This is a genomic window from Nakamurella endophytica, from assembly GCF_014646215.1.
Lineage (GTDB): Bacteria > Actinomycetota > Actinomycetes > Mycobacteriales > Nakamurellaceae > Nakamurella > Nakamurella endophytica.
On the sequence record NZ_BMNA01000015.1, the window covers coordinates 19,940 to 45,511 of the forward strand.

Below are 25,572 nucleotides of genomic sequence, written 5' to 3' on the forward strand. Positions count from 1 at the left end.
CGTGAGTCCCCGGGAAGGCTCACGAACGCCGACCGACCTTCGCACGGTCGCAGCCATCCGCGGTACACCCGCACGGGCGCTTCGAGACCGCAAACGCGGAACGGCCCGGCCGGCTCTTGCTCGAACCGACCGGACCTAGCGCGGCCGCCTATCCCGGGAAGGCTTCCCCGCTACCAACCCGCTTCCGGCTCCGGGGCGGGGCAACCTCCTCGTCAGACTGCGGTGTGACCGACCGGTACCGAGTGGGCTGCGGCACCGGCGGCGGCCGCCTAGCGCCGCTGGTACGGGTTTGCGTACCCGGTGGGCGTCAGGCCACGGGAATCCGGTCGCGTGGTCCGCTCACGCCAACTTCGACGCCAGTCAGAAGAGGGCTGGCGCCGCCGGCGCTGCTGCTGGTCGATCGTCCGGCGTGGCTCGGGGGTCGAACAGGTCGACCGGGAAGTCGTCCCACCCGGGCACCGGGGTGCGGGCCGGTTCACCGAACAGCGGCAGCAGAGCTGCGAGTGGGTCACCGACCGCGACCGCCGCCGCTAGGACGTCGGCGAGCGTGTCCGGGTGGGCGTGCGGGTCGGTGCGCAGCGCGTCCCGCAGCGCCGCTTGGATGGCCAGGGACGCGCCGAGGTTGCCGCGCACATCGGTCCGGCCTGGCCGTGGCCCGACCGCCCGGCCACGCTGCACCGCCTGCCGCATGTTCTCCCGTTGGCTTCCGACCCGGACATGACCGGGCCGGGTGGACACGCACAGCCGCTGGTCGCAATCATGCAGCACCGTCGAACCCAGCTGCACCGGCCCGGACGCCAGCTGCGCGGCCACCTGGTGCGGGGTGACCGTCCGACCGACCGGGGTGCCGTTGGGGACGGCGAACCGGCCATACCCGTCGGACCCGACCGCGCCCATCCACACCTGACACGTCGCCGTCACCACGACCCGGCGGCGCAGCCGCGCCACATCACCGGCCGACAGGTACAGCGGCTCACCGTGGGACTTACTCACTGTCCGCGCCGGCGCCGGCGCCCTCACGGGTGGCCGGGGCCCCACTGTCGGCGGGCGCTGCTGCCTTGACGGTGAGTCGTCGCACGTCCGCTAGCGGCAGGCCAGTCAGCGATGCGATGTCGGCCGCCTTGACGCCTTCGCCGGTCAGCGCGGCAAGGCCCGCGGCTAGCGCCGGTTCCGCGGCGCCCAGCGCGTCATTCTCAGCGCGGTCGATCTTCGCGACGGCCGCGTCGTACGCGGCGTGGGCGGCCGCGCGTTCCTCGGCGGCGTGGCCGGTGATCGCGGCGAGCTGTTCGGCCGCGTCGATCACCGCGGCGGCAGCTTCCTCAATCCGGCTATCGCGTGCTGCCCGGTCCGCGGTCAACGCCGCCCACCGCTGCCGCGCCTGCTGCCGCGCCGTGACCGCCCGGTTCGTCTTCGACCCCATGTCGCTGACCGTAGCGACCCGCACCGACACCGCATACCTACCACGCCACCGCCTACTGGCGTCAGCCGCAAGCCTGCACCCTCGAAGCAGTCACACCTCTTGCACTCCGGCACCGTAGAGTGCGGGAAGTGATGTCGCTGCACAAGCTGACCGCCGGGGACGGGTACACGTACCTGATCCGGCAGGTCGCCGCGCAGGACGCCACCGAACGCGGCACGGACTCGCTGGAGAGCTACTACTCGGCCAAGGGTGAGGCGCCGGGGCACTGGTGGGGTCGCGGCCTCGACGGGCTGGACGTGTCGGGGACCGTCACCGAACAGCAGATGCGGAACCTGTTCGGGGAGGGCCTGCACCCCAACGCCGACCAGCTCATCGAGCAGGCCCTGACCGAACTACCGCACGGCGGACGCCGCCGCGAGCAGCTGCGACACCTGACCAAGGCGGGCCGACTGGGCCGGCCGTTCCCCGTCTACCCGGGCGACACCCCGTGGCGCGCCCGCCTCGGCTTGGCCTACCTGGACACCGAGCTCGGCGTGCGGCGACCGCTCACCGAGGCCGAGAAGAGCCAGATCCGCACCCAGGTCGCCACCGACCTGTTCACCGAACTGCACGGCCGGCCGCCGGGCACTGGGCAGGAACTGTCCGGGTTCCTCGCGGCGCAATCCCGCGCCCAAACCTCGGCGGTCGCCGGGTACGACCTCACCTTCTCCCCCGTCAAATCGGTGTCCGCGTTGTGGGCGGTGGCCCCGTTGCAGGTGTCCGCTCAGATCGAGGCCGCCCACGCCGACGCGGTCCAACAGACCTTGCAGTGGTTGGAGACCGAGGCCGGCTACACCCGGGAAGGCACCCGCGGCGTCGCCCAGGTCGAGACCACCGGACTGATCGGAGCGGTGTTCACCCACCGCGACTCCCGCGCCGGCGACCCCGACCTGCACACACACGTCGCCGTCTCCAACAAGGTCCAAACCCGATCCGGGAAATGGCTGGCGCTAGACGGGCGGATGCTGCACCGGATGGCCGTTGCAGCGTCCGAGCGGTACAACACGCTGCTCGAGGCCGGCATCACCGAGCGGATCGGCGGCACCTTCCAGCCCCGCCAACAAGACGTGCCCGGGCGGCGGCCAGTGCGGGAACTGGTCGGCGTCCCCACCGAACTGATCCAGCGGTGGTCGTCCCGACGCGAGTCCATCGAGGCCAAGACCGAGCAGCTGCACGCGAAGTTCCTAACCGACCACGGCCGGGTCCCCACCGCCGTGGAACGCATCGGCCTGGCGCAGCAAGCCACCCTGGCGACCCGGCAGGCCAAGCACGAACCCCGTTCCCTGGCTCAGCAACGCGCCGCCTGGCACACCGAAGCGGTCCACGCCCTGGGCGGCGAAGACCGACTGGCCGCCGTGCTGCAGCAGGTGCAGCAGCCGCCCGACCCCGACCAGTACCGACCGGTAACCCGGCAGCTACTGACCGGCCTGACCGAAGCGGTGGTGCAGGTGACCGCCGAACACCGCGGCCAGTGGCGCTGGCACAACCTTGCCGCCGAAGCCCTGCGGCAGGCCCGCGCCGCCGGCGTCGACCCCGCCCAAGCCGCCTCGGTCGCTGCCCAGGTCACCGACCTGGCCGCCGGCGGGGAGCACTGCCTACCCATCGGCGCCGACACCGACCCCGTCGACACCGCCCACCCGGTCCCGCCGCAGCTGCAGCGCTCGGACGGGTCGTCGGTGTTCCGGATGGCCCGCGGGCAACTGTTCACCTCCCCCGCCGTCCTGCACGCCGAACAGCGGATCCTGGCCCAAGCCGCCCTGCTCGACGGCCGCACCCTCGCCGCCTCCGACATCGACATCGCCGCGCTGGAATGGTCGGCCAACAACGACGGCCGCGTCCTGAACACCGGCCAACAAGCTCTCGTGCACACCGTGGCCACCACCGGCCGGCGGGTGCAGCTGGCGCTGGCACCCGCCGGCACCGGCAAGACCACCGCCATGGGTGTGCTGGCCGCCGCGTGGCGCGCCAGCGGCGGCACCGTCCTCGGCCTGGCCCCGCAAGCCTCCGCCGCGCAGGAACTGTCCGCCGCGATCCCCGGCGTGCACGCCGACACCCTCGACAAGCTCGTCCACGATCTGCGCCGCCTGGCCCCCAGCGACCGGGCACCGTGGATCGGCCGCGTCGACGCCGACACCCTCGTGATCATCGACGAAGCCGGCCTGGCCTCGACACCGAAGCTGGACACCGCCATCAGCTACATCACCGGCCGCGGCGGCCGAGTCCTGCTGGTCGGGGACGACCAACAACGCGCCGCCGCCGGCGCCGGCGGCCTGCTCCGCGACCTCGAAGCCGTCCACGGCGCCGTCACCCTGACCGAGGTGCTCCGGTTCACCGACCCCGTGCTCGGCCACGCATCACTGGCGTTGCGAGCCGGGGACCCCAGCGTCGCCGGGTTCTACGCCGACCGCGGCGAACTGCACGCCGCCACCCCAGACACCGCCGCCGACCAGGCCTTCACCGCCTGGGCCGCCGACACCGCCGCTGGCGCCGACTCGGTCATGATCGCCCCAACCCTGGACATGGTCGGCGCGCTCAACGCCCGCGCCCGCGCTGCGCGGGCCGCCGCCGGCGCCCTGCGCGGCCCCCACCTCACCTTGCCCAACGGCGAAAACGTCGCCGCCGGCGACGTCATCATCACCAAACGGAACAAGCGCAGCCTGTCCCTGGGCGGCACCGACTTCGTCCGCAACAACTACCGGTGGACCGTCACCGCCGTGCACCCCGACGGGTCGCTGCGTGCCGTCGAAACCGTCCGCCAAGTGGAACGCACCATCCCCGCCTGGTATGTGCAGCAAGGGTTCGTCCGGCTCGGCTACGCCCATACCGCCGCGTCCGTGCAAGGCATGACCGTCGGCTCCCCCACCGGCCGCAACCGGCGGCGCGGCACTGCGCACGTCGTCGTTGCCGACGGCATGACCCGCAACGACCTCTACCCGGCGTTGACCCGCGCCGTCGACGGCAGCCACGCCTACGTCATCACCCCCGGAACAGGCGACCCACACGACGTCGTCACCCCCGGCGCGGTTACGCCGCCCACCCCCGTCGAGGTGTTCGCCGGCATCCTCGCCCGCGACGGCTCCGCCCGATCCGTCACCACCGAACTACGGCACGCCGCCGACCCCACCCACCGGCTCGGCCCCGCCGCCGACGCCTACCTGCACGCCGTCACCACCGCCGCTGAAACGGTCCTTGGACCCGACCGGCTCGCCGCGCTGACTGACGCCGCGGAACAGGCCGCGCCCGGCGTAACCGACGCCGCAGCATGGGACACCCTGCGCGGCCACCTAGCCGTCCTGGAACTGTCCGGACGGGACGCCGCCGCCGAGCTGGCGGCCGCCGCCGCAGCACGTGAACTGGACACCGCCGGCGACCCGGCCGCGACCCTGGACTGGCGGCTCGACCCCACCGGCAACCACTCCCAACACGCCGGCCCCGTCCCGAGGCCCCTGCCGTGGCTGCCCGCCATCCCCCACGTCCTGGCCGCCAACCTGCAATGGGGCGACTACCTGCACGCCCGCCGCCAGCTGGTCGACGACCTCGCCGGCCAAATCCGCCAACAGGTACGCGTGTGGACCGTCGACGCCGCCCCGGCGTGGGCCATGCCTTACCTGCCCGACCGGGACGTCACCGCCGACCTGGCGGTGTGGCGGGCCGCGCACAGCACACCCACCGACGACCCACGCCCCGCCGGGGACAAGCCGCAACGGATCGCCGAACAGCAGCAACGCCGGCACCTGATCGACCGGGCCGTCACGGTCGCGGGCGACCCCGCCGACGGCGCCGACCGCTGGGCCGACATGCTGGCCCACGCCGGTGTCAACGTCACCAGCGACGACTACTGGCCCGTCATCGCCGGCCGGCTGTCCCTAGCCGAGACGGCCGGGCTACCGGTGCGGCACCTACTCGACCACGCCATCGCCGACCGGACCCCGCTGCCCACCGAGGGCACAGCCGGGGCTTTGTGGTGGCGGCTCGCCCCGCACATCAGCGCCGACTCCTACACCCCCACCCCGGCCGGACACCGGCTGCGCCCGCCATGGGTCGGCCGGCTGCAACACGCACTCGGCCGCGAGGCGACCGACCGGATCCTGACCGACCGGCTGTGGCCCACCATCGTCGGCGCCGTCGACAGCTACGCCCGCACCCCCGCCGCCACCGTCGACGGGCACCGACCCGAGCAGATCGCCGCCGACGCCGCGCAACTACTCGCCGCCGCCTGCGACACCGTCCGCCCCCACGAACAAGCCGCGGTGTTGCTGTGGCACATCGGCACCCTCACCGACCCGCAACCACCAGACCCGCACCACGAACCCGACGCGCCCGACCCGGACGAGGCAGACCGGCGCCGCCCCGCCGACGCCGACCAGCTCCTGGGCGACCCCGACCTCGACCCGGGCACCGACCGCAGCACCACCCGCACCGTCCCGCCCGTCGACGACACCGACCCCACCCTCGACCCGGCCGCGGACCCGTTCAACCTCGACCTGCACACCGCGGACGCCGCCGCAATCGACGCCCAACACGCCACCCACATCCACGACCTGGTCGAGCCCGACGAGTACGGGCCCGTCGACGACCAGCAGGATCGGCCGGTCGACGGCGACGACGCCCTCCCCACCCCGGACGACGACCCCCTACCGCCGCCGCCCGCCGAACCAGACCGCTTCCCCACCACCGACCATCCGGTGCTGGCCGACGTCGACGAGGCAGCGCAGGCGGCGGCGCTGGACCGCTCCCGCGCAGCGCTCACCGCGGCCGCCGCCTTCTACCACCAACAGGCCGCCGGCTCGTGGGTGCCCCGCTACCTCGCCGGCCGCGGCCTGGCAACCCCGGCTGCCGCCGACTTCGGCCACGCCCCCGCCGCGTGGACCGCCACCCGTGACCACCTGCACGGGCTCGGATTCAGCGACACCGAGCTTCTCGCCGCCGGCCTTGTCCAAACCACCAGCCGCGGCGGCATCGTCGACCGGCTCCGCGACCGCGCCGTCACACCCATCACCACACCCGACGGACAGGTCGCCGGCTTCATCGGACGCAAGAACCCGTCCGACACCAACACCGAGACACCCAAGTACCTCAACACCCCCACCACCGCCCTCTACGACAAGAGCCGGCTGCTCTACGGGCTCACCCCCGACGCCGTGGCGGCGCTACGCGACGGCGCTGACCTGGTCATCGTCGAGGGACCGATGGACGCCGCCGCCGTCAACGCCGCCCACCGCGAACCGGCCGGCCACCACCCGGCGGTCGTCGCTGTCGCACCGTGCGGCACCGCCCTCACCGCCGAGCACCTGGCCACCCTCGACGCCGTCACCGATGGCCGCCTGACAGCCAGGCAGATCGTGGTGGCATTCGACCAGGACACCGCCGGCCGGGCCGCCGCAGTCCGCGCCCACCAACTGCTCGCCCACACCGGCATCCACGACAGCCGCGGACTCCTGACCCACCCCGGCAAGGACCTCGCCGACCTGCTCGCCGACGCAGGCCCTGACACCGTCCGCGACGCGGTCAACGACCGGCGGCAGCTGACCGACCTGGTCGTCGACGACACCCTGGAACAGGTCCGCGCGCACACCTTCCGCGACCGCCCCGGCGGCCACACCCTCACCCAGGCCGCCCAGGACATCACCTTCCGGGTCCAGGCGTTCCAAGCCCTCGAGCGGCGCCTGGCCGGCCTGCCCGACCACGCCGTCCAACGGCAGGCCGCCCGGATCGCCGACCAGCTCGGGATGCAACCCATCGACGTGCTGGACCGGCTCACCTACGACCGCCGCGCCACCGCCGCCACCCACGCCACCGTCGACGACCCCCGCCACACCGACCCGGGCGTCGGCGACATCGGCGGCAACGCCGGTGACCTGGCGGCAGCCCTGCGGCTGCCGGAACCGCCGGTGCTGTCCAGCTACGGCCAGGCCGTCCTGGCCGCCGCGCACGGCACCGCACCCGCCGCCGACAACCACGCCGAACCTGCCGCCGACCTCGTCCCGGCCGCAGCGCATACGACGCCGGAGCCGCGGCCCTACGCCGGCCTGCCCGACGCGGTCCTCAATCGGGAGATCGACGCGGCGCACGCGCAGCGCGCCGTCACCGAGTTGGACCTGCCGGACGCCATCGTTGACCTCGAGCGCATCCGCAGCGACGTGGCCCGAGGCGACGGCCCCGCGACCGCCGAGCTCAAACGCGTCCACCTCTTCCACCGTGAACGAGTCGAACAGATCCGCACCCTGCAGGACACCGACGCCCAAGCCCGCGACATCGCGGCGCAGATCGGACGCAACGCCGGTCAACGCTCCCACGCCGAAGGGGAACTCGCCCAGCTCGGTGCCTTCTCCGGCCGCCGTAAAGCCGAACTGCGCCAGCGACTGCTCGACCTGCAGGCCAGCGACGAACAGCTACACGCCCGCATCATTCAAGCCCGCGAGCGCGTCAGCCCGTTCCGAGACCAGCTCGGCACCCCCGAACAGCAACAGCAACACCTGGACGCCGCCAAAACGCACCACGCCGAACTCGACCAGCTGCGTGCCCGCGCCGCCGAACACGACCAGCAAGCCGTGCACCGCGCCGCCCGCTTGGTCGACCAACTCCGCACCCACGGGCAACAAGCCGACCAGCGGTGGCATCACCTCACAGCCGAGCGGCGGTACCGGGCCGAGCACCCGGAACAGCCAGGCGCCGACGAACGGCGCACCGCTGCCTACGATGCTGCGCTCCGCAGACGTGACACTGATGAGCCGAAACCCGACATGCCATGCGTAGGGCAACCGCAGTCAACCCCAAACCAGATCGAGCGATGACCGGGGTGACCCGTGACTCGATCCATGAATCCGCACTAGATACTCGCGCGGCCCAGCCCAGCCCGGGATGACCACCATTCGGCGATGTATCGATTGGAGCACTGCCAGCTCCGCATCATCCGGGTAGACGTCGCGATGCGGACTACCGGAGCACTAAGCACCTAGAGCTGGAGCCGGCCGCATTGGTCAACCAGCTCCGTTCACGCTCTCACCGTCGGCCGACCGTGCGGACAAAAGTCGGGGCCCGGTGCAACCTGTCCGGTGCCCTTCCCCGTCCAGATGAGCAGCCACCTGCCACGACAGTAGGAGTGCCATGCCCACGATAGAACGTTCGACCGTTGTCTTGCGATCGGCCCTTGAAGCGCCTGCCTGAATGCAGGGTCGGACCGTGATGTGGTCACGGGCGAAGCGCGCCGGCAGCAAGAGGCACGCCACGTGGGCGTACAACGCAAGTCCTTCGGTTCGGCAAGTGTCACCCATTTGGGCGCTATGTCCGGGTCGTCTAGAGCGCTACGTTTCGAACTCCTTACTAAAGAGGGGGAAACTGTGCGATACAGGATCCGCGCAATATTGGTTGCGACTGCCGCGCTTGGCGCCAGTCTGGTCGTCACGCCGCGGGCCGACGCCGTTGGAACCTGTGCTCAACAGCATGCCAACTACTTCGACGGCTACCTTCACGTGCCGTCGGCACACTCGGACACCTTCGAGGGAGCTTCGGGGTACATAGTTAATCAGTTCGCTAGCACGTGTGAAGGTGATCCAGAAAGCCCAAGTCCTGCCAATCGAACTATCGGAAACAATTTTACAACGGTGTGGGTTATGATAGCCGATTATAACTTAAATAGCTGGTCTCAGGTAGGCGCCATCTCCGGCTACAACTTGGATCAGTACTTTTGGGCGGAGGTTGTCCTCCATTGGAATAATGGCTCACCTGATGAACGGTACGACAGGTTCATCGGGAGTCCGTTGACCTACGGCGTTCGCCACGCGTACACCGAGAAGTGGGTTGCAAGTTGTCCTGCTCCAACCAATCACTCCTGCGAGGAAAGCTTCGTCGACAGCACTCGCGTCACGGACACCGATTTTAACCCGTTCGGCAACTTCGCAGGCGGCCCTACCTCGCCTCCGCGTTGGAGTCCGCAGTACTCAGCCGAAAAAACCTATCAGGAAAGCCAAATTCAAGGAGACCCCAGCACGCACGCGAAGTTTACTTCAATCGGCGTCCAGCAATTCAGCAATAATGCCTTTGTGCTTGAGCCTTGCACCTTAAGTATCGCCGCACCTCAAGCAACCTACGCAGGTCGTTCGTCGAGCGGCTGCGTCAACATAGATGTTTGGGCCACCAACTGAGACGGATGCGGAGTCGAAGATGCCCAATAAGTCCTCCCAGCGCTTGGCAGGTGCCTCCGTTGCGGCGGCCGTCGCGATTGTCGCCGTCCTGACCCTAGTCGTCGCCGGATCGTCGCGCTCGAGGTCGTCGTCAAGCGTGGCAGCAACCGTCTCCACCGAAGTGACAACAACTTCTGCAACGGTTGAAACAACCACTGAGAGTACGGAAGCGTGGGCGTCCAAAACGCGAGACACGCGTCGATCTCTTCCTACGACCAATGCGGGAGGTACCCGGTCCTATCCGGGTGTAGGCGCGGATTATTATCCGGCGGATACCGGCGAGGTGGCCAACATCCCGAGGGATCAGATTATTGAGCGGCTTGCCTCGAACCCGTTTGTGGTTGGCTTGACTCGAGAAGGGCAGGAGCCAACCTCCGTGTCGTTGGTGATGTACGAAAATGCATTCGGCAAGCAGGAAGAGGACGGATCCGAAACGCCAAGCGTACCGAGACAGTTGGTGTGGCTGGCCGAATATGACAAGGTAAAAACAGACGGTATCTCGGTTCCGGCCGGGCGTACTGCTAGCACCACCGCAACGTCGACATCTCCAACATATAGCTGCAACCTTTTTCTTGCGTTCAGCGCCAGTAGCGGCCAGCAACTCGACGGGTTCCAGTATTGCTCGGATCCAGTAGCGCTTGCCTCTCTAACAAGCTCCAAGTGAGCAAGGGAATGCATCCGCTGTCAGCAGCGTAGTTGAGTGGTGATTGAGAAAGGTCACGTTTCGGCGGGTTGCGTGCTATGGCGGATGGCGTCGGTAAGCTCGCGGTCGTCTCGCACGTTGTGTTGCCCCTTTCGGCACGCCGTGGCGCCCGGTCCGAGCAGCCGGATACGCAGACGATCCTGGAAGGCCGGCAAGTTGCGGTTGTAGTAGTCCAAAGCGGTTATTACAGTCGAGTCCTCGTCGGTATGAGCAGCCCACCAGGCCCAGTACTGCACGGGCAGTTCGTGGGTCAGCGGTGGATGTAGCCGCCAGCAGCGAGGTATCACCTCATCGACTCTGGTGGCGTAAACACGGTTGTAGGCGTCCACGAAGCCGTCTAGAGCGACGTCGAGCCAGGCGGCGTCCTGGGTGGACAGGTTGGCCCACGCCCACGGCGGTGTCCCAACCTTGCGGCCATCGGCGCGGGTCGCCAACGCCAAGAACCGGTCCGTATCCATGTTGTTGGAGAGTGTCGCGGGGTTCACGGCTTAGTCCGTCCTTTCGTGGCGGTGCCGGCGTACACGGCGAGCTCGTCAACGTTGGCGAGCTGCTCGCTGCGGCGGGCAGCGACAAACTCGTCGGCTTGGGTCATCTCACGGTGGATGACGCGGTCGTCGTGGCGGCGGTGGTCGGCGCGATGGGTGGTGGCCAGGAAGGCGGGGATGCCGATGCCGAGGACGACGGACTGGCCGTCGGCCAGGTTCTGCTGGTCGGATTCGGGCAGGACGTCGACGAGCTCGGCGTGTTCGGTGCGCTGGCCGCCGCTGGTGCGGCCGCGGTTGCGGCTTGCGGTGACGACGTGGGCGCGGCCGGCGCGGCGGGTGATCTCGTCGGCGGCCTCGGCGTCGTAGCCGCCGATGATCGAGTGGCACTGGGTGCGCAGCCGGGCCGCGGCGGCCTTGCCGTAGAGCTGTTCCTCGTCGGCCGAGGACTGCACGGCGTAGGCGAACGAGATGCCGTACTTGCGTTGCACCGAGGCCACGTACGGCAGGATCGGCACCCGCACCCCGGCCAGCAGCTCGTCGAACACGCCGACGAACGTCTGCGGCAGCCGTCGCCGTGGCAGCAGCCGTGCGGTGCGTTCGGCGGTCAGGAACATCTCCTGCGCGAACAGGGTCAGCAGCGGCCGCGCCAGCTCCATCTCGTCGACCTCGGCGAGCAGGTAGACGGTGCCGCCGGCGGCGATCAACGCGGCCATGTCGAACTGCGGGTCGTCGCGGCTGCCGCACAACGCCCGGCCTTGCCCGGACCCCAGGGAGGACACGGCGAAGTTCAGGTACCGGCGCACACCCGAGGTGGTGCGCCCGGCCGCCGGGTCCAGGTGCACCTGCATGTTCATGATCGCAGTCTTGGCGGCGGTGTAGCCGTCCCCGGTCTGACCGCCCAGCGCGGTGGCCGGGGTGCCCAGGTCGGTGCTACGCAGCCAGTCGACGATGTCGTCGACGTCCAGGGCGGGGTCGAGGGCTGCGGCGTGCAGCCAGGCGGCCAGCACCTGGGTGGCCGAGTCGCGGAAGAACTTGTCGGTGGAGGACTCGAACTCGTTGTCGCCGTCGCCGGCGTGCACCAAGGCGCGGGCCCGGTTGGTGGCGACCTTGAAGTCGTGGCAGCCGACGATAGGGTTCCACCGGACCCGGGGAAACCCGGCGGCCATCCGCGTCGACGGGTCGGACAGGTCGGCGACCACAACCGGGTACTTCACCGGTATGCGCCAGCGTCTGCGAAGCAGCCGCATCCACCGGTACCGGACCGGCGGCAGGCGGTAGCCGCGGGCCTTGACGGTGGCGGTAAAGATCTCCGACTCCACCGACGACACCACCGCCGCGCCGGGCAGCTGCCGGATCAACGGGATCAGCAGCCGCCACGACTTGCCCCAGCCGGTGCGCGCCACGATCCGAAGCCGTGTCTCGTAGCCGAACCACAGCGACTCACGGGGAGCGTTGGGTTGCAGGGGATGCCCGAACCGGTAGCCCATGCTGGTCGTCGGCAACCACAGCCGCCGCCACCAGCTGGTGCCCGGCAGTGTGAACCTGCCGGTGCGGCGCACCGCCCGGGCGCCGTACTTGCCGCGGATCTGCCGCACCGTGGCCAGGCCGCGGTAGCGCTGAGCGCCGGGGTAGCGGCGATGAGACCCCCAGCGGCGCAACATCAGCAGCCATCCGGCGAACAGCACGGCCGCCACCACCGCAACCGCCGGCAGTGGCACATGCGGAACCACCAGAGTGAGCGGAAACTGGACCCGCCGCGTCGACCTGCCTTGACCGGCCAGGTCCAGCAGCGGACCGCCGCCCACGAACAACCCGCGCCAGCGCGGCTTGACCAGGTGCCAGCCCCGGCCCGTCGCCACACCGACGGTTCCGAATCCCAGCTCCACGCACAGCACCGCCCCGGCCAGGGCAGCGGCTCCGGTGCGGATCCGGGCGAAGGTCTCCCGGGAGGTGCTGATCCGGGTGACACCTTCCCGATGCTGGTCAGTGCGCACCGCCATCTCCTCTCAAGCAGCGGCAAGTACTACCGGCACAGCCAGCGGTGCTGGCGCTACCAGCAATGCCAGCTGTGCCGGCTGTGTCAGCGGTGGACAGGTTGTCGATCATGGGGTGTCGGCCCAGACGCGGGACAGGGTCGGGTAGAAGCCGCCGTAGACGGGTTTGAGGTGGACGACGTCGCCGGACTGCGGCGCCTCGAGCAGGTAGTCGACACCGCCGATCTTGCCCAGGTACATGGCGATGTGGCCCGGGTCGGCCAGCATGTCCCCGGGCACCGCCTGGGCGTAGGGGATCTGCTGACCGGCGGCCCACTGGTCCTGGGAGAAGTGGTCCAAGGTGATGCCGACCTGCGCCCACATGTACTGCATCAGCCCGGAGCAGTCGAACCCGACGATGTGGCAGTCGTTCTCGGCGCCATCAGGGCCGCAGATCCCCAGGGTCGGGCCGTTGGGGCTGCCGCCGCCCCACGAGTACGGCTCCCCCAACCACGACAGTCCCGCCGAGATTGCCTTGGCGACGGTGGTGTTCGGGGCCGTGATGGTGCCGGCCACCCCTGCCTTGGCCGGCAACGTGATCGCCGGACCGTTGACCACCACCACCCCGGACCCGCCCTGCCCGCCACCAGGAGCCGGGGTAGTCAGCGCGGCGACGATGCCCTTGGCCTGGTTGTAGGCGGCCTGGTAGATCCCCCCGTCGGAGGACGGGCTGCCCTGCACGGTCTGCGCCGCCACCCACGGGTCCATCGACTGCCACCCGGCGACCCTGTCCAGCGCGTCGTAGAACTTGCCCGCCGACACCGCCGGTGCGATTAACTCCGTCGGAGTCCCCCACCCAGCTGAAGGGCGTTGCTGGAACAGGCCGATCGAGTCCAGGTTGTGCCCGACCGCGTCGTGCGGGAACGACATCGACTGCGCCGCCACGGACCGCTCCTGCGGGTTGAGCTGGCGGTGCCCGTCCGGGAAGTAGCCCCGGTCGGTGCTGCTGCCGTCGTTGGCGTAGTTCAGCAGCGTCGCCTCGGCGATCGCGACGGCGACGCCGATCTGCGCGGCCACCGTCGGCAGATGCCGGGCGGCGGCGACCTGCACGATGATCGAGGCGTTGGTGGCCTGGGCCGGGGTCAGCCCGGGCACCGGGCCGGTGGTCGCGCCGGTGATGCAGTCGATGCCGGTCCCGGTACCGCCGGTGTCCGACACCGGCGTGTCACCCGTGGCCAGCAGACCGACCACAGCGGCCGCCCACGCCTCGCGCGGCCGGTAGACAGCGGCTGGTCTGCCGTGCGGGGCGGTCGCCGCGGCTGCGACCTCACCGACCTGCCGCGCCGGATCCTGGTAGGCCGCCATCCCCCTCATATGCTCGTAAAACGACGTCGCCGACTGCACCGGGTCGATCAAGTTGACCCCCGGATAGTCGCTGACCCACTGCCCGAACAGCCCCGCGGTCTCCCCACCCCGGTCATAGACCAGCGGCGACGGCACCAGCACCACGGCGTCGTAGGACACCACAAGCGCCGTGCGCATCGCCCGCTGATCCAGACGCAGGCCCTTGGCGACGGCGACGATCAACTGCGCCGACTGCACCTGCGCCGCGGACAGCGAGTAGCCGTCCACTGCTGCGACTTTCGCCTGCGCTGACGCGGGCAGCGGGGCTGATGTCGCCGCGGCGACCGCGGACCTCACTGCTGCGGTCTCGTCGTCGGCCAACGTTGGCGCGCCCGTCACTGACGTCGATGCGGCAGCGCCGAGTGCGCTGCCGGTCCTGCTGACCGGGGCGGTGGGATTTGGCGCGCAGGCACCGCCGCCGCCCTGCGAGTTGGCGTTCGCGGTGCTCGTCCCGACCGCCCCGACTAGGCCCAACGCCAGCAGCACCAGCACGGCGGCCAGCAGAGCCACCGGAGTCCCCAGCAGCAACAGCCACCACCCACCGCCGTCGGTGCGGCGTATCCCCGTGCGCACGTTCAACCCCCGACGACGGCGGCGTCGACCAGCCACCGCCCGTCGCTCAGGACGACCTGGCGGACCCCGGCGGTCCGCCACACCCGCGCCGACCTCCCGGGTTCGGTGAGGACCTTGTCCGCGGTGAACACCACCCGAGCGAACGTCGACGAGGCCTGGTGCCCGTCCGACAGCGCCGCGGTAAACCCGCCGCACATCAGCAGCTGCCGGCCCGGCACCACCTGCGCTTCCCACCAGGCCCGGCCCTCCCGGTCCCGGGCAGGGTCCTCGACGGTCCACTCCCGGCCGGTCATCGCCGGCCGGGCCAACGTCACCGACGCGCCGAACGGGCGCCGCCAGTCCGCCGCGCAGGTCCGGGCCAGCCACGCCCGCACCGCCCCGGTCGGTGTCGACAGATCCCGGTCGGTCGGCGCAGTCGTCGGGATCGGCGCCGGCCGGACGGCGGCGGCGTCCACCCGCAAACCGCGCCCGGTGCTGGGCTTCACCGCGATGACACCGCCGGCAGGGGTCGGCTCCCAACCCGACCCCAGCAACGCCGTCCCAGCCGCCCGTCCCGGCTCTCCCGCCGGACCCGGGCGTGACATCCGTGTCCCCGTCCTCGCGTCCGACCACGCGGACCGGCTCGAAGTCACCGACGGGACAAACGCGCCGGTCGGCTCAAGCGAAGAGGTCGACGAGCTGCTTACGTGCCCGGACAGCCGGCTGATCAGCAGGCCGGCGGCAAGGGCGGCGACGACCACGGCGATCACCGCCGCGAGCAGCAACGCGCCAGTGGCCCGTTCCCGGGCATCGCCGCCGGCGGTGCGGCGGTGCTGCCACCACTGCCGGGCCTCCTGCCGCTCCGCGGCCAGCCACGCCTTGCGGGCCTTGCGGTTCATCCAGCCAGGCGCTGGCTGCAAAAACCCACCCCGCCACGAGCCGTCCGGGTCGGCGCGGCGGTCCGCAGCCAGCAACCGGTGCAGCCGAGCTGCTTCCAACATCCGCCACTCCCGCCGGTCCCGGCGCTGCATCCCGGCCGGTGGCGGCCGCAACCGCGGCCCGCCCACCGCGTCCTGCTCGTCCGGGTCCGCCCGGAACGGGTCCTCCTGCCGCGCCGCCCGCGAGGACACCCCACCGCGCGCGGCGACGTCGGCGGTATCGGCCGTGAACGGCACATGCCGGACCCGCGCCGCCCACCCAGGCCCCACGTCCTCAACTTCGCCCAGCAGGTCCTCCTCGACCGCGTCGACATCGCTGTCGCTGTCGCTGCCGTATCGGCCGGTCATCCCCGGCTCCCGCGCTGCTGGCCGTCCTGGTCGGGAGATCTCGGCGACCCCGCCTGCGGTCGGGTGCGCTGCGGCGGCGCTGCGAACCCGGCTCTCGGCGGTCGCGCCGGCCCTGAGTCCTGCGGCTTTGACAGCCTTGCTGCGGAGTTCGGACCGCTGGCCGCGGCCGTGGACCCTTGCCCCGTCGTGTCTCCGGTCCCGCGGTGCGGCGGCGGGGTATGGGCCAACGGTGGCAGCCGCCGCGGCGATTCGACCCGAAGTGACGGCCCGGCAACCGTCGCCGCGTCGCCGCGTCGCCGCGCCGGCGGTGTCGTCGCAGCACCAGCGGCCGCTGGCGGCGTCCCCTGCCGACTGGACGGGCCGGCGGCCCGCTTGCCCGCCGCCGGGGGTGGAGTGTTGGCTAGCGGCTTGAGTTCGCGGGTGGTCACCGGCCCCGGCCCACGGCCGCCGGCGCGGCCCGCGGTGATCGCCTCGTTAGTGGCGCGGGCGCCGGTCGGGCTCGACGACGGCGCCGAATGTTCCACCACCCGCCGCGCCGGACGCCCTTGCCGCGGCGGCGACGCCACGAACCCCGGACGTTGCTCCTCCACGACGGCCGCTCCGTCGACCGTGCGGGTCTCCGCGGCGAACGAGCGCCGGGTCGCCGGCTCGCCGGCGACGAACCGCCGGCCCTCACCGTCGCCGCTGCCGGTGGGCACCACCTCGACCGGTGCCGGACCGGCCGGGGGAAGCTGCCGGCCACGGCCGGTCGCCGCGTCCCCCGCGGTGGGCGGCAACTGCCGCGGCGCACGAGCGCGGACCGGCTCGACAACTCGACGACCCGGCCCGGCCGGGCCACCCGGCCGTCGGTACGGCGTCGCGACCGTCGTCGGGGTCGGTGGCGGCCGGTTGTCCAGCGGCGCCAAGGCCCGCAACCCCTGCCCGTACAGCCGACCCAAACCGGCCGCGGCCTGCCCGGCCGCGCGGCCCATCCCCAGCCCCGCGCCGACCAGGACGGGCGCCGCCGAGACTCCTGCCCTGGCGCTGCCTTTCGTCAGCTTCAACGCTTGCCGGCCCATCGCCCCTAGGCCACGCATCGCCATGTAGGAGGAGAACGGGGAGGCCCCTGCCCCGGCGCCCAGCCCGACCACGTTTTCCAACCGGCCCCGCATCCGCACCCCGGTGATGAACACGGCCAGGTTGAACATGCCGACCACGAAGAACCCGTAGCGACCCACACCCAGGTTCAGGATCGACGAGAGCACCATCACGGCGCCGATCACCGCAGTGATGATCACCGCCTGGAACAGCGCACCCAGCAACTCCTCCAGCCAGCGGACCCCGATCTCGCGCGGCCGGCCCGGAATCATCCAGGTCAGCAAAAAGAACAACCCCAACAAGATCAACAGCAGGAACCCGATGACGGCCATCAATCCGAACACCACCAACGCGATCAGCATCGCCACCAACGGCAACGTCACCACCGCCACGAAGATCACTGCGCCGGCCCTACCGAAGCTCTGCCCGCGGATCCAGTCACACTGGGCGTTCAACTCGTTCGGGCAGTACTGACCTGTGGCGTCGTTCGAGTTGCCGCCATTCTTGCCAGCGAGTCTCTCGGACAGGTCCTGCCAGCGCTGGTCCTGGGTGAGGTAGTCCTTGCCGACGTCCTTACAGATGTCGGCCGAGTTGAAAGCGACGTAGCACCACGGTGTCACGACGTAGGTGTTGAACATCGCGTCGGAGAGCTTCCGCGTCGCGCCGGGTAGGTCGTTGGGTAGCTGCACCGCCGGAAAGCCGGCCGCGGACTGCCCGGCCGAAGAGACGCTGGAGTAGCCCGTCAACGCCGCTGTGGTGATCGATGTGCGGGCATCATCCAGCGTAGTCAGCGACGCCGACGGTGCCAGCGCGAAGGACGCTGCAAAGATCGACGCGGCGATGATCCATGCGCCGTCACTGAAGAGCGATCCGCCACCGGAGCGCTTCATCCGTGCGTAGGCAGCGAACCCCGCGATCGCCAGCGTGGAACCAAACAGCGGCCAGAACACCTGTACAGCGACCTGCCGGACCGCGGCGTCGATCTCAATGCGATTGTCGGCGTAGAGGGTCAGGTTGAGCAGCCACTGCATACACACGATCGCGCCGCGGGCGATCGACGCGAGCAAGATCAAGACGACCGACTCGAGCGCATGCAGCAGGTTCCACATCGACTCCTCGATCCACGGAGCACCGTGGTGGCTGTCTGACAGCTGAATCGGCACCGTGAACGCCGAGGGATCCAGCCGCTCGAAGACCGTCTGGCCGCCGGCCGACCCAAGGTCCGGTCCCACGATCAGCCCGTCCGCGTGCGCGGCAACTCCTTGTCCCACTGAGAAGAAGCCGACCAACCAAGCGCAGCCAGTGAGCCGCCACTTTGATCCGAGCAACCACCGAGCGGGCCGCCAGAGCGGCTGCAGGAGGACTACTACCGCGATCCACCCGGGCCCGACGATTCGCCGCATGAGGTCTCGTCCCAACGGCCTTTTGCACGGAGTGCCATCGCCTAACACGTGCTGCCAACCTCGCCAGGGTCATGTTGAGCGAGCGAGTCCACTGCCCAGCTGCCGTCGCTTCGCTTGATGAGGCCCGGCTCGAAGATCAAGAAGCGGTTGACTGGCTGATCGACCGTGTAGATGACTCCGACGGATCCGTTGGAGTAGGTGCAGGTTTGCTGACTGGCGCGGGGAGTCTGGTGGGACCAGTTCGCGCTACCTGTGCACAGGCTCTGGCTGGTCAGCGCGGCGCGTTCCTTCGTCGTGGTGAAGCTGCATGCGGTGGCGAGGTCGCCAGCTGCCCAGGCGTTGGCGAAGGCGTCGGCGACGGCGCGTGGGTTGGTGCGGTCGACGGTGGGAGGGGCGGGGGTGTTGCTGCCGCCGCAGCCGGTGAGCAGCACGCCGCCGAGGACCGTGACGGTGGCCAGGGCGGTGATGGTCTTGGGTTGCGCGGTCATGAGGCTTCCTCCATCGGGTCGGCGGTGGTGCCGTCGGTGGAAGTGTCGACCGTGGTGGGGTGGCGTTTGGTGGTGGTGTCCAGGACTTCGGCGATCTGTTGGGTGAGCCGGTCGAACCGGATCGCGGCGATCTGCCCTTGCGAGTCGCGGTACAGGCATTGGCCCTTGCGCAGTCCTCGCTGCCGGTCCAGCACGGCCCGGTCGGGTTCCAACCCCAGGAGGCGAGCCTGGTCGGCGGCTTCGGTGTCGGTGCGAGCACCGAAGGCGAACACCGAGTTGATCTGGTCCACCAGGCCGGGGATGCGGAGTAGGTCACCGGTGGCCTGGGTGTCCAGGAGCAGGTCGGTGTCGTTGGCGCTGCCCATGCGGGCGATCCGCTCGAGCAGCGATGTGCCGTAGGAGAACCCAGTGATCAGGTGCAGTTCCGGCAACGCCAGCAGTTTGGGGATCCCGCGGACCTGGCTGGACATGTGCGCCAGGTAGGTGAACACGGCCTGGACGAACATCGCCGACAGCCGCCCGCCGGGCTTCCACAGTTCCTCGGGGGTGTGCGGGTCTGGCAGCCGCAGCGCGTTGAGTTTGAAGTAGACGAATCCGGGCCCGGTGGGGATCGGCGTGGCTGACAGGTCCGGCGGGCCGGCGACGGCGCGCGCTAGCGGGTCGCGGGCGAGGCTGGTCAGGTCTCGGCCTAGCTGCTGCTCGTGCGGGTCGGTGCTGTTGTGCAGGGCTTCGATGATCGCGTGGGTGGACCGCTGGTCCGGGTCCGACAGGGCGGCGACGGAGTCGGCGGCGGCCCGCAGCGGCGCCTCAACCAGTTGCCGGCGCTGCACCGGAAGCATCAGGGTCAGGTCATCGACCGCATAGGATGCGGCGGTCTGCGGGTCGTCCTGCAGGTAGCGGAACGCATCCAGCGCACCGGAGGCCTGCTCCTCTGCCGAGAGCCGCCACACTGTCCCGCCGTACATCTCGCAGTAGTCCGGGACACCGCCGAGGTCGCCCTTCATGTCCGGCAGGGCGGCCCAGCTCGGCACGGCCAGCTGCTCGGCGACCAGCATCAGGCACATCGAGGTGGACTTGGCCATGCCGGTCGATCCGACCAGCACGGTGGTGACGGCGTCGCGGGTCAGCTGGGCGTTGGTGATGCGGGTGCGGACCGGACCTGGGGTGGAGCCGGTGTTCGCCGCAACGTACGACCCGGTGGCCGAGCCGACCTGGGAGCCGCCGTGAAACCACGACCCCACCAGCGTCGACAGGGGCCGGAACTGGGCGAACTCGAGCACCCGCCGCCGGTCTCCAAGCACTGTTTCCTTCCACAGCAGGTCCTGCAGGTGCGGCGGCGCCCACAGCTTGATTCCGCGGCCGGCGTACCGGTCGATCAGCGCCTGGGTGCGACGGTCCAGCACGTCAAGGTCCTCGGCCTCGACCACCCACGTGGGGGTGTCCCACACCATGTCCAGGAGCCCGGATTGCACCTCCAGTAGTCGCGCCGACAGGGTGGAACGGGCCAGCGCGACCTGCTCGGGGGCTTCCTCGGCCAGTCCTTCACGGGCGGTGCGTTCCTGCTCCTTGGCCAGCGCCAACGCCTCCGACAGCGTCTTGACCGCTTCCGCTTTGGGTGGTCGACGCCCGCGGATGGACACCTCGACCGGCGGGGCGGTCGGGTCGTCGTCGCTGCGCAACACGTCCAAATGCTTGAGCCACTCCCCGCCCGGCAGCTCCAACCCTGTTGCTGGAAACCCTGTCTCGGTGGGGATAACCAGCCGCAGGTAGCGGGTGCCCAGGTCCGTGCCGATCTCGGTGTGCCGGGCACCGGGCAGCACTTGCGCCGACTTGAGCCGGGCCAGCTGCCCGCCGGAAGCGATCGGCGTGTCGGGCAGCCAGTCCACCACCCGCCGCAGGTCGTGCCGCAGCGCCCACGCCAGCTCCTGCGTCGTCGCCGGCCGCGCCCGGAAGCTGGATTCGCCCATCCGCTGCAACCACCCCGACACCCGCTTGACGCTGACGGCCAACGCCTGCGCGGCGTCCCCGGACGACAACGCGCCGGTTGTCGCCTTCTTCGCGCGGGCGGTCAGCTGCGCCGGCAGGCTGGTGTCCGCCACATCCATCCGAACCCCGATCAGCACCTGCCGCCGGGGAAAGTCATTGGCATCAATCCGGTCCGCCTGCAACGCCAGCAACTGCTGCGCCCCGTCGGGCAAATCGGGCCGCCACTCCTGGTCCAGGTAGTCCTGCCCGGACCAACGGCCCCACTGCACCTTGATGTGAAAGTCCGCACCGGGGGGCAACAACCGGCCCAAGTCCGCGGCGTTCTCCGCCGTCGCCGCAACCAGCCGCGCCGAGTCCAGCTCGTCGGTCGCCGCCGGCGGGATGACCGCCCACGCCCACGTCCCACCCGGGCCGGTCGACACGCCCTGCGCCAGAGCGGTCGGCGTGGCCACCGGGCCGCCATCACGGCGCCAACGGGATCCGGCGTTGCGCAGCAGGCCCATCAGGTCCAGATCCCTTCAGTGGCGGCATGGTTGGCGTGCTCGCCCGCCGCGGCGTCTCTCCTGCGTCCGGGTCGACGGCCAGACCCGGCGGTCACGGCGGCGGCGGACAGGGTGAACGGTGCGAGCGAGACGCCGGCCCTGCGGGCGGCGCGGCGCAACCGCCGCGAGGCTGCCGGGTCGACGACGGTCCACTGCGCCCGTACCAGGAACGGCCGTCCCGGCCGTTCACGCGCGGCCATCGAATCCAGCATCGGCACCTGCCGACGCGCCAGGTAACGGGCACGGTCCAGCCACAGCACGTAGTGCGGCCGCCCGCCGGCATCCGGCCGCAACGCTGCCAGCGCCAGCAACGCCGGCGGCACGATGTAGGCCCAGGCGTACCGCAGCACCGGCACCCCGAACACCACGCCGAGCAGCAGCCAGCAGGGCACGATGATCGCCGCGCCGACCAGCAGCTTGCGCCGTGCCACCCCTTCCCCGAGATCGAACCGGCCGACGTTGTACTGGCGGGCCTCGATCCGCACATGCGCGGTGTCCGAGGGCAGCGGGAACCGAGACTCGCCGCTCACCGGAGCACCGCCGCGACATCCCTCGAACCGCCACCGCCGAAGGCCAAAGGCGCGGCCGGCCACCCGCACAGCAGCTGCCGGACGTTCCGGGACCGGTCGGGCAACGCCGCCCCCACAGCGCACAGCACGGCGTCCGCGGCGACCGCCGCCGCCTGGTCAATCCCGAGCACCGACCACGTACCGGCCAGCGGCATGGCCGCGGCTGCGGCCGCCAGGCACCCCACCGTCATCGCCGCTTCAGCCGAAGATCTGGTGGACGATCGCCACGATCGTGGCCTGGGCGTTATCGGGGGCGAAGACGAACCAGCCGGCGAAGATTGCGGCGGCTCCTTCGGCGATCATCTCGCCCCACCGCTTCTGCGCCCACGCGGTGAACATCCGCACGATCAGGATGACCATGAACAGCGACACCAAGATCGTGATGATCGTGTTCTTGAGCGAGTCGAACTGCGGCAACGCCAGTGTCGTCGTTGGGGCGGCCATGTGTGCCGCTGCGGCGGCCTGGGACAGCAGCACGGACATCGGATCCTCCTGAAACCGGCGTGGTCTACGGGGCGGTGGTGGTCAGCTGAGGGCCGATGGCGGCGATGTACCAGCGGTCCTGGGAGAAGGTCAGGGCCAACGCGTACCGCTGGGCGATCTGCAGATCAGTGCCGGTGAGCTGCCAGGTCGCGGTGCCGGTGCCGGTGGCGGACATCGCCGTGGCGGTGGAGCCGGCCGGCTGCTTCGGCGTCGCGGTCACCCAGTCCGGCAGCGACACCAGGGACACCGCCCCGGCCAGGCCGCGAACAGTGACCCCAGGGGCGGTCACATAGGCGACGTCGCCGCTGCCGTAGTCGCCGAGCAGCGTCGCTGCAGTGGCCTGGCTGTCCCTGGCCAAATTGGGATCGTTCTGCGCGTCGGTCGGAGCGGAAACCAGCTGCGGAGCCTCCCCGCTGAAGACCGCCCCTCCGCCGCTCACCGACACTGAGCCGCCAGGGCCTGTGGTTTGGGTGACTGGCACGGTCAAGGTCAGCCACCGCACACCCAGGACATGCCACCCGGCCGGAACCGGGCCGGGGTCGGCTGCGGCACCGGCCGGGCCGGTCTCCTGCTGCGGTTCTGGCTGCGCCGTACCGGCGGTCCTGGGCGGTATCGCGACTCGCACCCGCACCGTGACCGCGACGAGAGCATGGGAGGCGTCGACAACGAGCACCGTGCCCGGCAGCGCAGCCTCCGCCCGCAGGTACCCCGAGCCCTTCCACCGTTGCCCGCTCACCCCGCCACTGACATCGGCCGCCAAGGCGGCAACGCCAGCGGCGCTGCTCGCCGGGCTGTAGGACAAGTAGTCCAGCGCGTACCGGGCCGCCGCCTGCGACGCCTCAGCCGAGTCGAACGCTGCATCCGCCGGGGCGGCCGCGGACGGGCCGCTGCGGCCGAAGAGCGGGTTCCACAGCACTTGCTTCGCCCCGGCCACCGCGACCACTGCGACAACCACGAACAGCGCCGTCCGGCCCAGCGTCGCGGAGAACCCACGCGGAGCCCGCAACACCTCGATATCTGGCGCCGACCCTGCCGCGCGCAGCTCGCCCGGTGACGGGGTCAGCGGCACCTCCGGCTCGACCTCCGCCGGTATCGGCGAGCTCCCTGACCTCAACCGCCGGCGCCGCCGGCTCGGTCGGTCCTTCAAAGGCCGCGGCGAAGTTCGAGCCGGCTCCGCGCGGTCGGTCGGCACCATCGACGGCGCGGGTCCATCCGCGGCGGTCGGCGACGCGGCTTCGGCGAGCCCGGCCAGCCACTCCGGCGTTGTCGCACCTCTGCGGTCCCGGTGGCCGGCTTCGCGGCGGCGCCGCTCGCCGCGGTCCAAGCCGGCCACCTTGCGCAGCACTGCGACCACGCTGGCCGGCCGCACCGAAGCCCCGCCGCGGCCGGGCAGCGGCACCGCTGCTCCTTCGACCGGCTGTGCAGCAGGCGTAACCGGCGCCGGAACCGGCAGGGCGTCCCAATCGAAGGGATCCGGCTCCGACTGCGCCGGCGAGGATTGCCTCGCGCTTGGTGCGGCCGGCGGCGTGGTGGGGCTGGACGGCGACGCAAACGGTGCCAGCGGTCGGTCCTCGATGCCCGAAGTCGGGACCAGTCCGGTCGCCGTGGCGTGGGTCGGCCCGCCGGGTTGTAGGAAGTTCAACTCGCTGGCGACCGGGCGGACCCGCGGCGAAGCCCGGCGCCCGGGGTCGGTCGGGGGCGCATTGACGGTCACCGACAGGTCCTCACGCGGCGCGTCCGGGACGCGCCGGGACACCGGCGGTGTGCCGCGCCGGGCGTGCCAGGCAACCGGCGACGTGGTTGCACGCTCGAAGGAAGCCCAGGTTCGACTCTCGAGTTAGCTCGTTCCAGTTGATCAGGCCGCCGCCGTGCAGAGCCGGGTCGTACGGCACGACGAAGACTCCGCCGCACGACTCGGCCAGCCAGTCGATCGCTGGACGCAGCTCCTCCAGGTCCACGCCTGGGTTTTCCACGCCGAGCACCACAGTCGCACCAGCGACCAAGTCGTCCAGGTCGTCCTCGCGCAGCTCCTCCAACAACTGATGCGTCGACTCCAAGGAGTCCACCGTGGACAGCGCGCCGATCGCCAGGTGGTCCGCGGCGTGCAAACCGGCTTGAGCACAGTCGTCGAGGAGCTGCTTGCCCAGATCGGTCACCACGAGCTGCGCCAGCTGCGACAACCTGGCCAGGCTGACGTCTAGCTCTGGTCGTCTCATTGCCCGTACTGCAGCGCGGCGAGCCCGGTCGTGGTGCATCAGGTGCACCCGACCGGAAGCCACCTGCAGGTAGCTCATCAGCTCGCTGGGAAAAACCACCTGCTCGGCATCAGCGACGAACTCGGTCAGCGCTTTGACGTCCGGGTCGGCCTGGCCGGCCAGGCGCCGGCGCAGCTTGCCGATGGTCGGATCAAGATCCACCCCGACGGTCAACCTCGGCACCACCAACGACAGGAAGTGCACCAAGGCCGCCGCCGTGGTCGTCGAGTTGCCGCCGCCCTTCCCACTGACCACCGTCACGGTTCGAGACGCCACACCCGGCATCCGGGCATACGCCGCCGCTTCCAACGCCGACCACTCAGCACTCACCTCGCCCCACAGCGCTTGCTGCTGCGCCGCCTCGGTCAACTCGACCGCCAACGCATCTGTCCTGCGCGTCGTCCTCACCGGCCACCCCGGAGCACGGCCACCGAACCGAGCAGCGCGAACACGCCTGTCGCGAGCCCGAGGATCAGCCAGCCCAACTCGTATGGGGAGCGTTCCGTGCGGGCGGCGCGACGGGCCGCGGCCGCCTCCCGCCGCGCCGCCCGCAACTGCCGCCGCAGCTTTGCTGCACGAGCGTCCTGGGTCGCCAGCACCGCGCCCAACCAGAAGCCGTTCTGCGTCATCGTCGCTCCGTCCTGTTGACCGACAGCTCGAACCGGTCCCGCTAACTGGCGTCAGCCAGGCAGCAACAGGAATAGCGTTGCTGTAGTTAAGCCAG

General features: G+C 70.6%; 18 protein-coding genes. 3 read left to right on the forward strand and 15 right to left on the reverse strand.

From position 1 onward, the window contains the following. Positions 1-360 precede the first annotated feature (360 nt). Together IEY37_RS19610 and IEY37_RS19615 are read right to left on the reverse strand one after the other, a co-directional pair. A complete protein-coding gene (locus tag IEY37_RS19610; RefSeq protein ID WP_188944620.1) occupies positions 361-993 on the reverse strand; it encodes an HNH endonuclease family protein in 633 nt (210 codons plus the stop codon). Next, entirely contained in the window at positions 986-1,420 is a 435-nt protein-coding gene (locus IEY37_RS19615) for a hypothetical protein (protein ID WP_188944621.1), read from the reverse strand. Before IEY37_RS19615 ends, IEY37_RS19610 begins: the two co-directional genes overlap by 8 nt. A gap of 131 nt (positions 1,421-1,551) precedes the next feature. Between IEY37_RS19615 and mobF the strand changes: the two genes are divergently transcribed. The 3 genes from mobF (at position 1,552) to IEY37_RS19630 (ending at position 10,306) form a co-directional block, all read left to right on the forward strand. Then, on the forward strand, positions 1,552-8,253 hold the full coding sequence (gene mobF, locus IEY37_RS22595; RefSeq protein ID WP_268238040.1) for a MobF family relaxase: 6,702 nt from the start codon (positions 1,552-1,554) through the stop codon (positions 8,251-8,253). A gap of 819 nt (positions 8,254-9,072) precedes the next feature. Then, complete coding sequence (locus IEY37_RS19625; RefSeq protein WP_188944623.1) at positions 9,073-9,603, forward strand: hypothetical protein; 531 nt, start codon at positions 9,073-9,075, stop codon at positions 9,601-9,603. Between the two features lie 136 nt (positions 9,604-9,739). Then, positions 9,740-10,306, forward strand: coding sequence for a hypothetical protein (locus IEY37_RS19630; protein WP_188944624.1), 567 nt, complete (start codon positions 9,740-9,742; stop codon positions 10,304-10,306). A 53-nt stretch (positions 10,307-10,359) separates the two neighbouring features. Here the strand turns inward: IEY37_RS19630 and IEY37_RS19635 are convergent, their stop codons facing one another. The 13 genes from IEY37_RS19635 to IEY37_RS19695 form a co-directional block, all read right to left on the reverse strand. Beyond that, entirely contained in the window at positions 10,360-10,830 is a 471-nt protein-coding gene (locus IEY37_RS19635; protein WP_188944625.1) for a hypothetical protein, read from the reverse strand. Beyond that, a complete protein-coding gene (locus IEY37_RS19640) occupies positions 10,827-12,824 on the reverse strand; it encodes a type IV secretory system conjugative DNA transfer family protein (RefSeq protein ID WP_188944626.1) in 1,998 nt (665 codons plus the stop codon). The genes IEY37_RS19635 and IEY37_RS19640 overlap by 4 nt, the downstream gene beginning before the upstream one ends. Before the next feature lie 108 nt (positions 12,825-12,932). After that, positions 12,933-14,780 (reverse strand): C40 family peptidase, encoded by a 1,848-nt coding sequence (locus IEY37_RS19645; RefSeq protein ID WP_188944627.1) that lies wholly within the window; start codon positions 14,778-14,780, stop codon positions 12,933-12,935. Between the two features lie 2 nt (positions 14,781-14,782). Further along, positions 14,783-16,045 carry a hypothetical protein gene (locus IEY37_RS19650; protein ID WP_188944628.1) on the reverse strand — a complete coding sequence of 421 codons (1,263 nt, stop codon included), beginning with the start codon at positions 16,043-16,045 and terminating at the stop codon, positions 14,783-14,785. Next, positions 16,042-18,354, reverse strand: coding sequence for a hypothetical protein (locus IEY37_RS19655; protein WP_188944629.1), 2,313 nt, complete (start codon positions 18,352-18,354; stop codon positions 16,042-16,044). The genes IEY37_RS19650 and IEY37_RS19655 overlap by 4 nt, the downstream gene beginning before the upstream one ends. Positions 18,355-18,566: 212 nt before the next feature. Then, entirely contained in the window at positions 18,567-19,013 is a 447-nt protein-coding gene (locus IEY37_RS19660; RefSeq protein ID WP_188944630.1) for a hypothetical protein, read from the reverse strand. Then, positions 19,010-21,451: an ATP-binding protein gene (locus tag IEY37_RS19665; RefSeq protein ID WP_188944631.1), complete on the reverse strand. Its 2,442-nt coding sequence runs from the start codon at positions 21,449-21,451 to the stop codon at positions 19,010-19,012. The genes IEY37_RS19660 and IEY37_RS19665 overlap by 4 nt, the downstream gene beginning before the upstream one ends. 50 nt (positions 21,452-21,501) lie before the next feature. Next, complete coding sequence (locus tag IEY37_RS19670) at positions 21,502-22,071, reverse strand: hypothetical protein (protein ID WP_188944632.1); 570 nt, start codon at positions 22,069-22,071, stop codon at positions 21,502-21,504. Continuing rightward, positions 22,068-22,301 (reverse strand): hypothetical protein, encoded by a 234-nt coding sequence (locus tag IEY37_RS19675; RefSeq protein ID WP_188944633.1) that lies wholly within the window; start codon positions 22,299-22,301, stop codon positions 22,068-22,070. The genes IEY37_RS19670 and IEY37_RS19675 overlap by 4 nt, the downstream gene beginning before the upstream one ends. 7 nt (positions 22,302-22,308) lie before the next feature. Beyond that, complete coding sequence (locus tag IEY37_RS19680; protein ID WP_188944634.1) at positions 22,309-22,593, reverse strand: hypothetical protein; 285 nt, start codon at positions 22,591-22,593, stop codon at positions 22,309-22,311. Between the two features lie 25 nt (positions 22,594-22,618). Beyond that, positions 22,619-23,662, reverse strand: coding sequence for a hypothetical protein (locus tag IEY37_RS19685; protein WP_188944635.1), 1,044 nt, complete (start codon positions 23,660-23,662; stop codon positions 22,619-22,621). 655 nt (positions 23,663-24,317) lie between these two features. Next, positions 24,318-25,229, reverse strand: a complete 912-nt coding sequence (locus tag IEY37_RS19690) for a P-loop NTPase family protein (protein WP_188944636.1) — start codon at positions 25,227-25,229, stop codon at positions 24,318-24,320. A gap of 23 nt (positions 25,230-25,252) precedes the next feature. Continuing rightward, complete coding sequence (locus IEY37_RS19695) at positions 25,253-25,477, reverse strand: hypothetical protein (RefSeq protein ID WP_188944637.1); 225 nt, start codon at positions 25,475-25,477, stop codon at positions 25,253-25,255. Positions 25,478-25,572 lie beyond the last annotated feature (95 nt).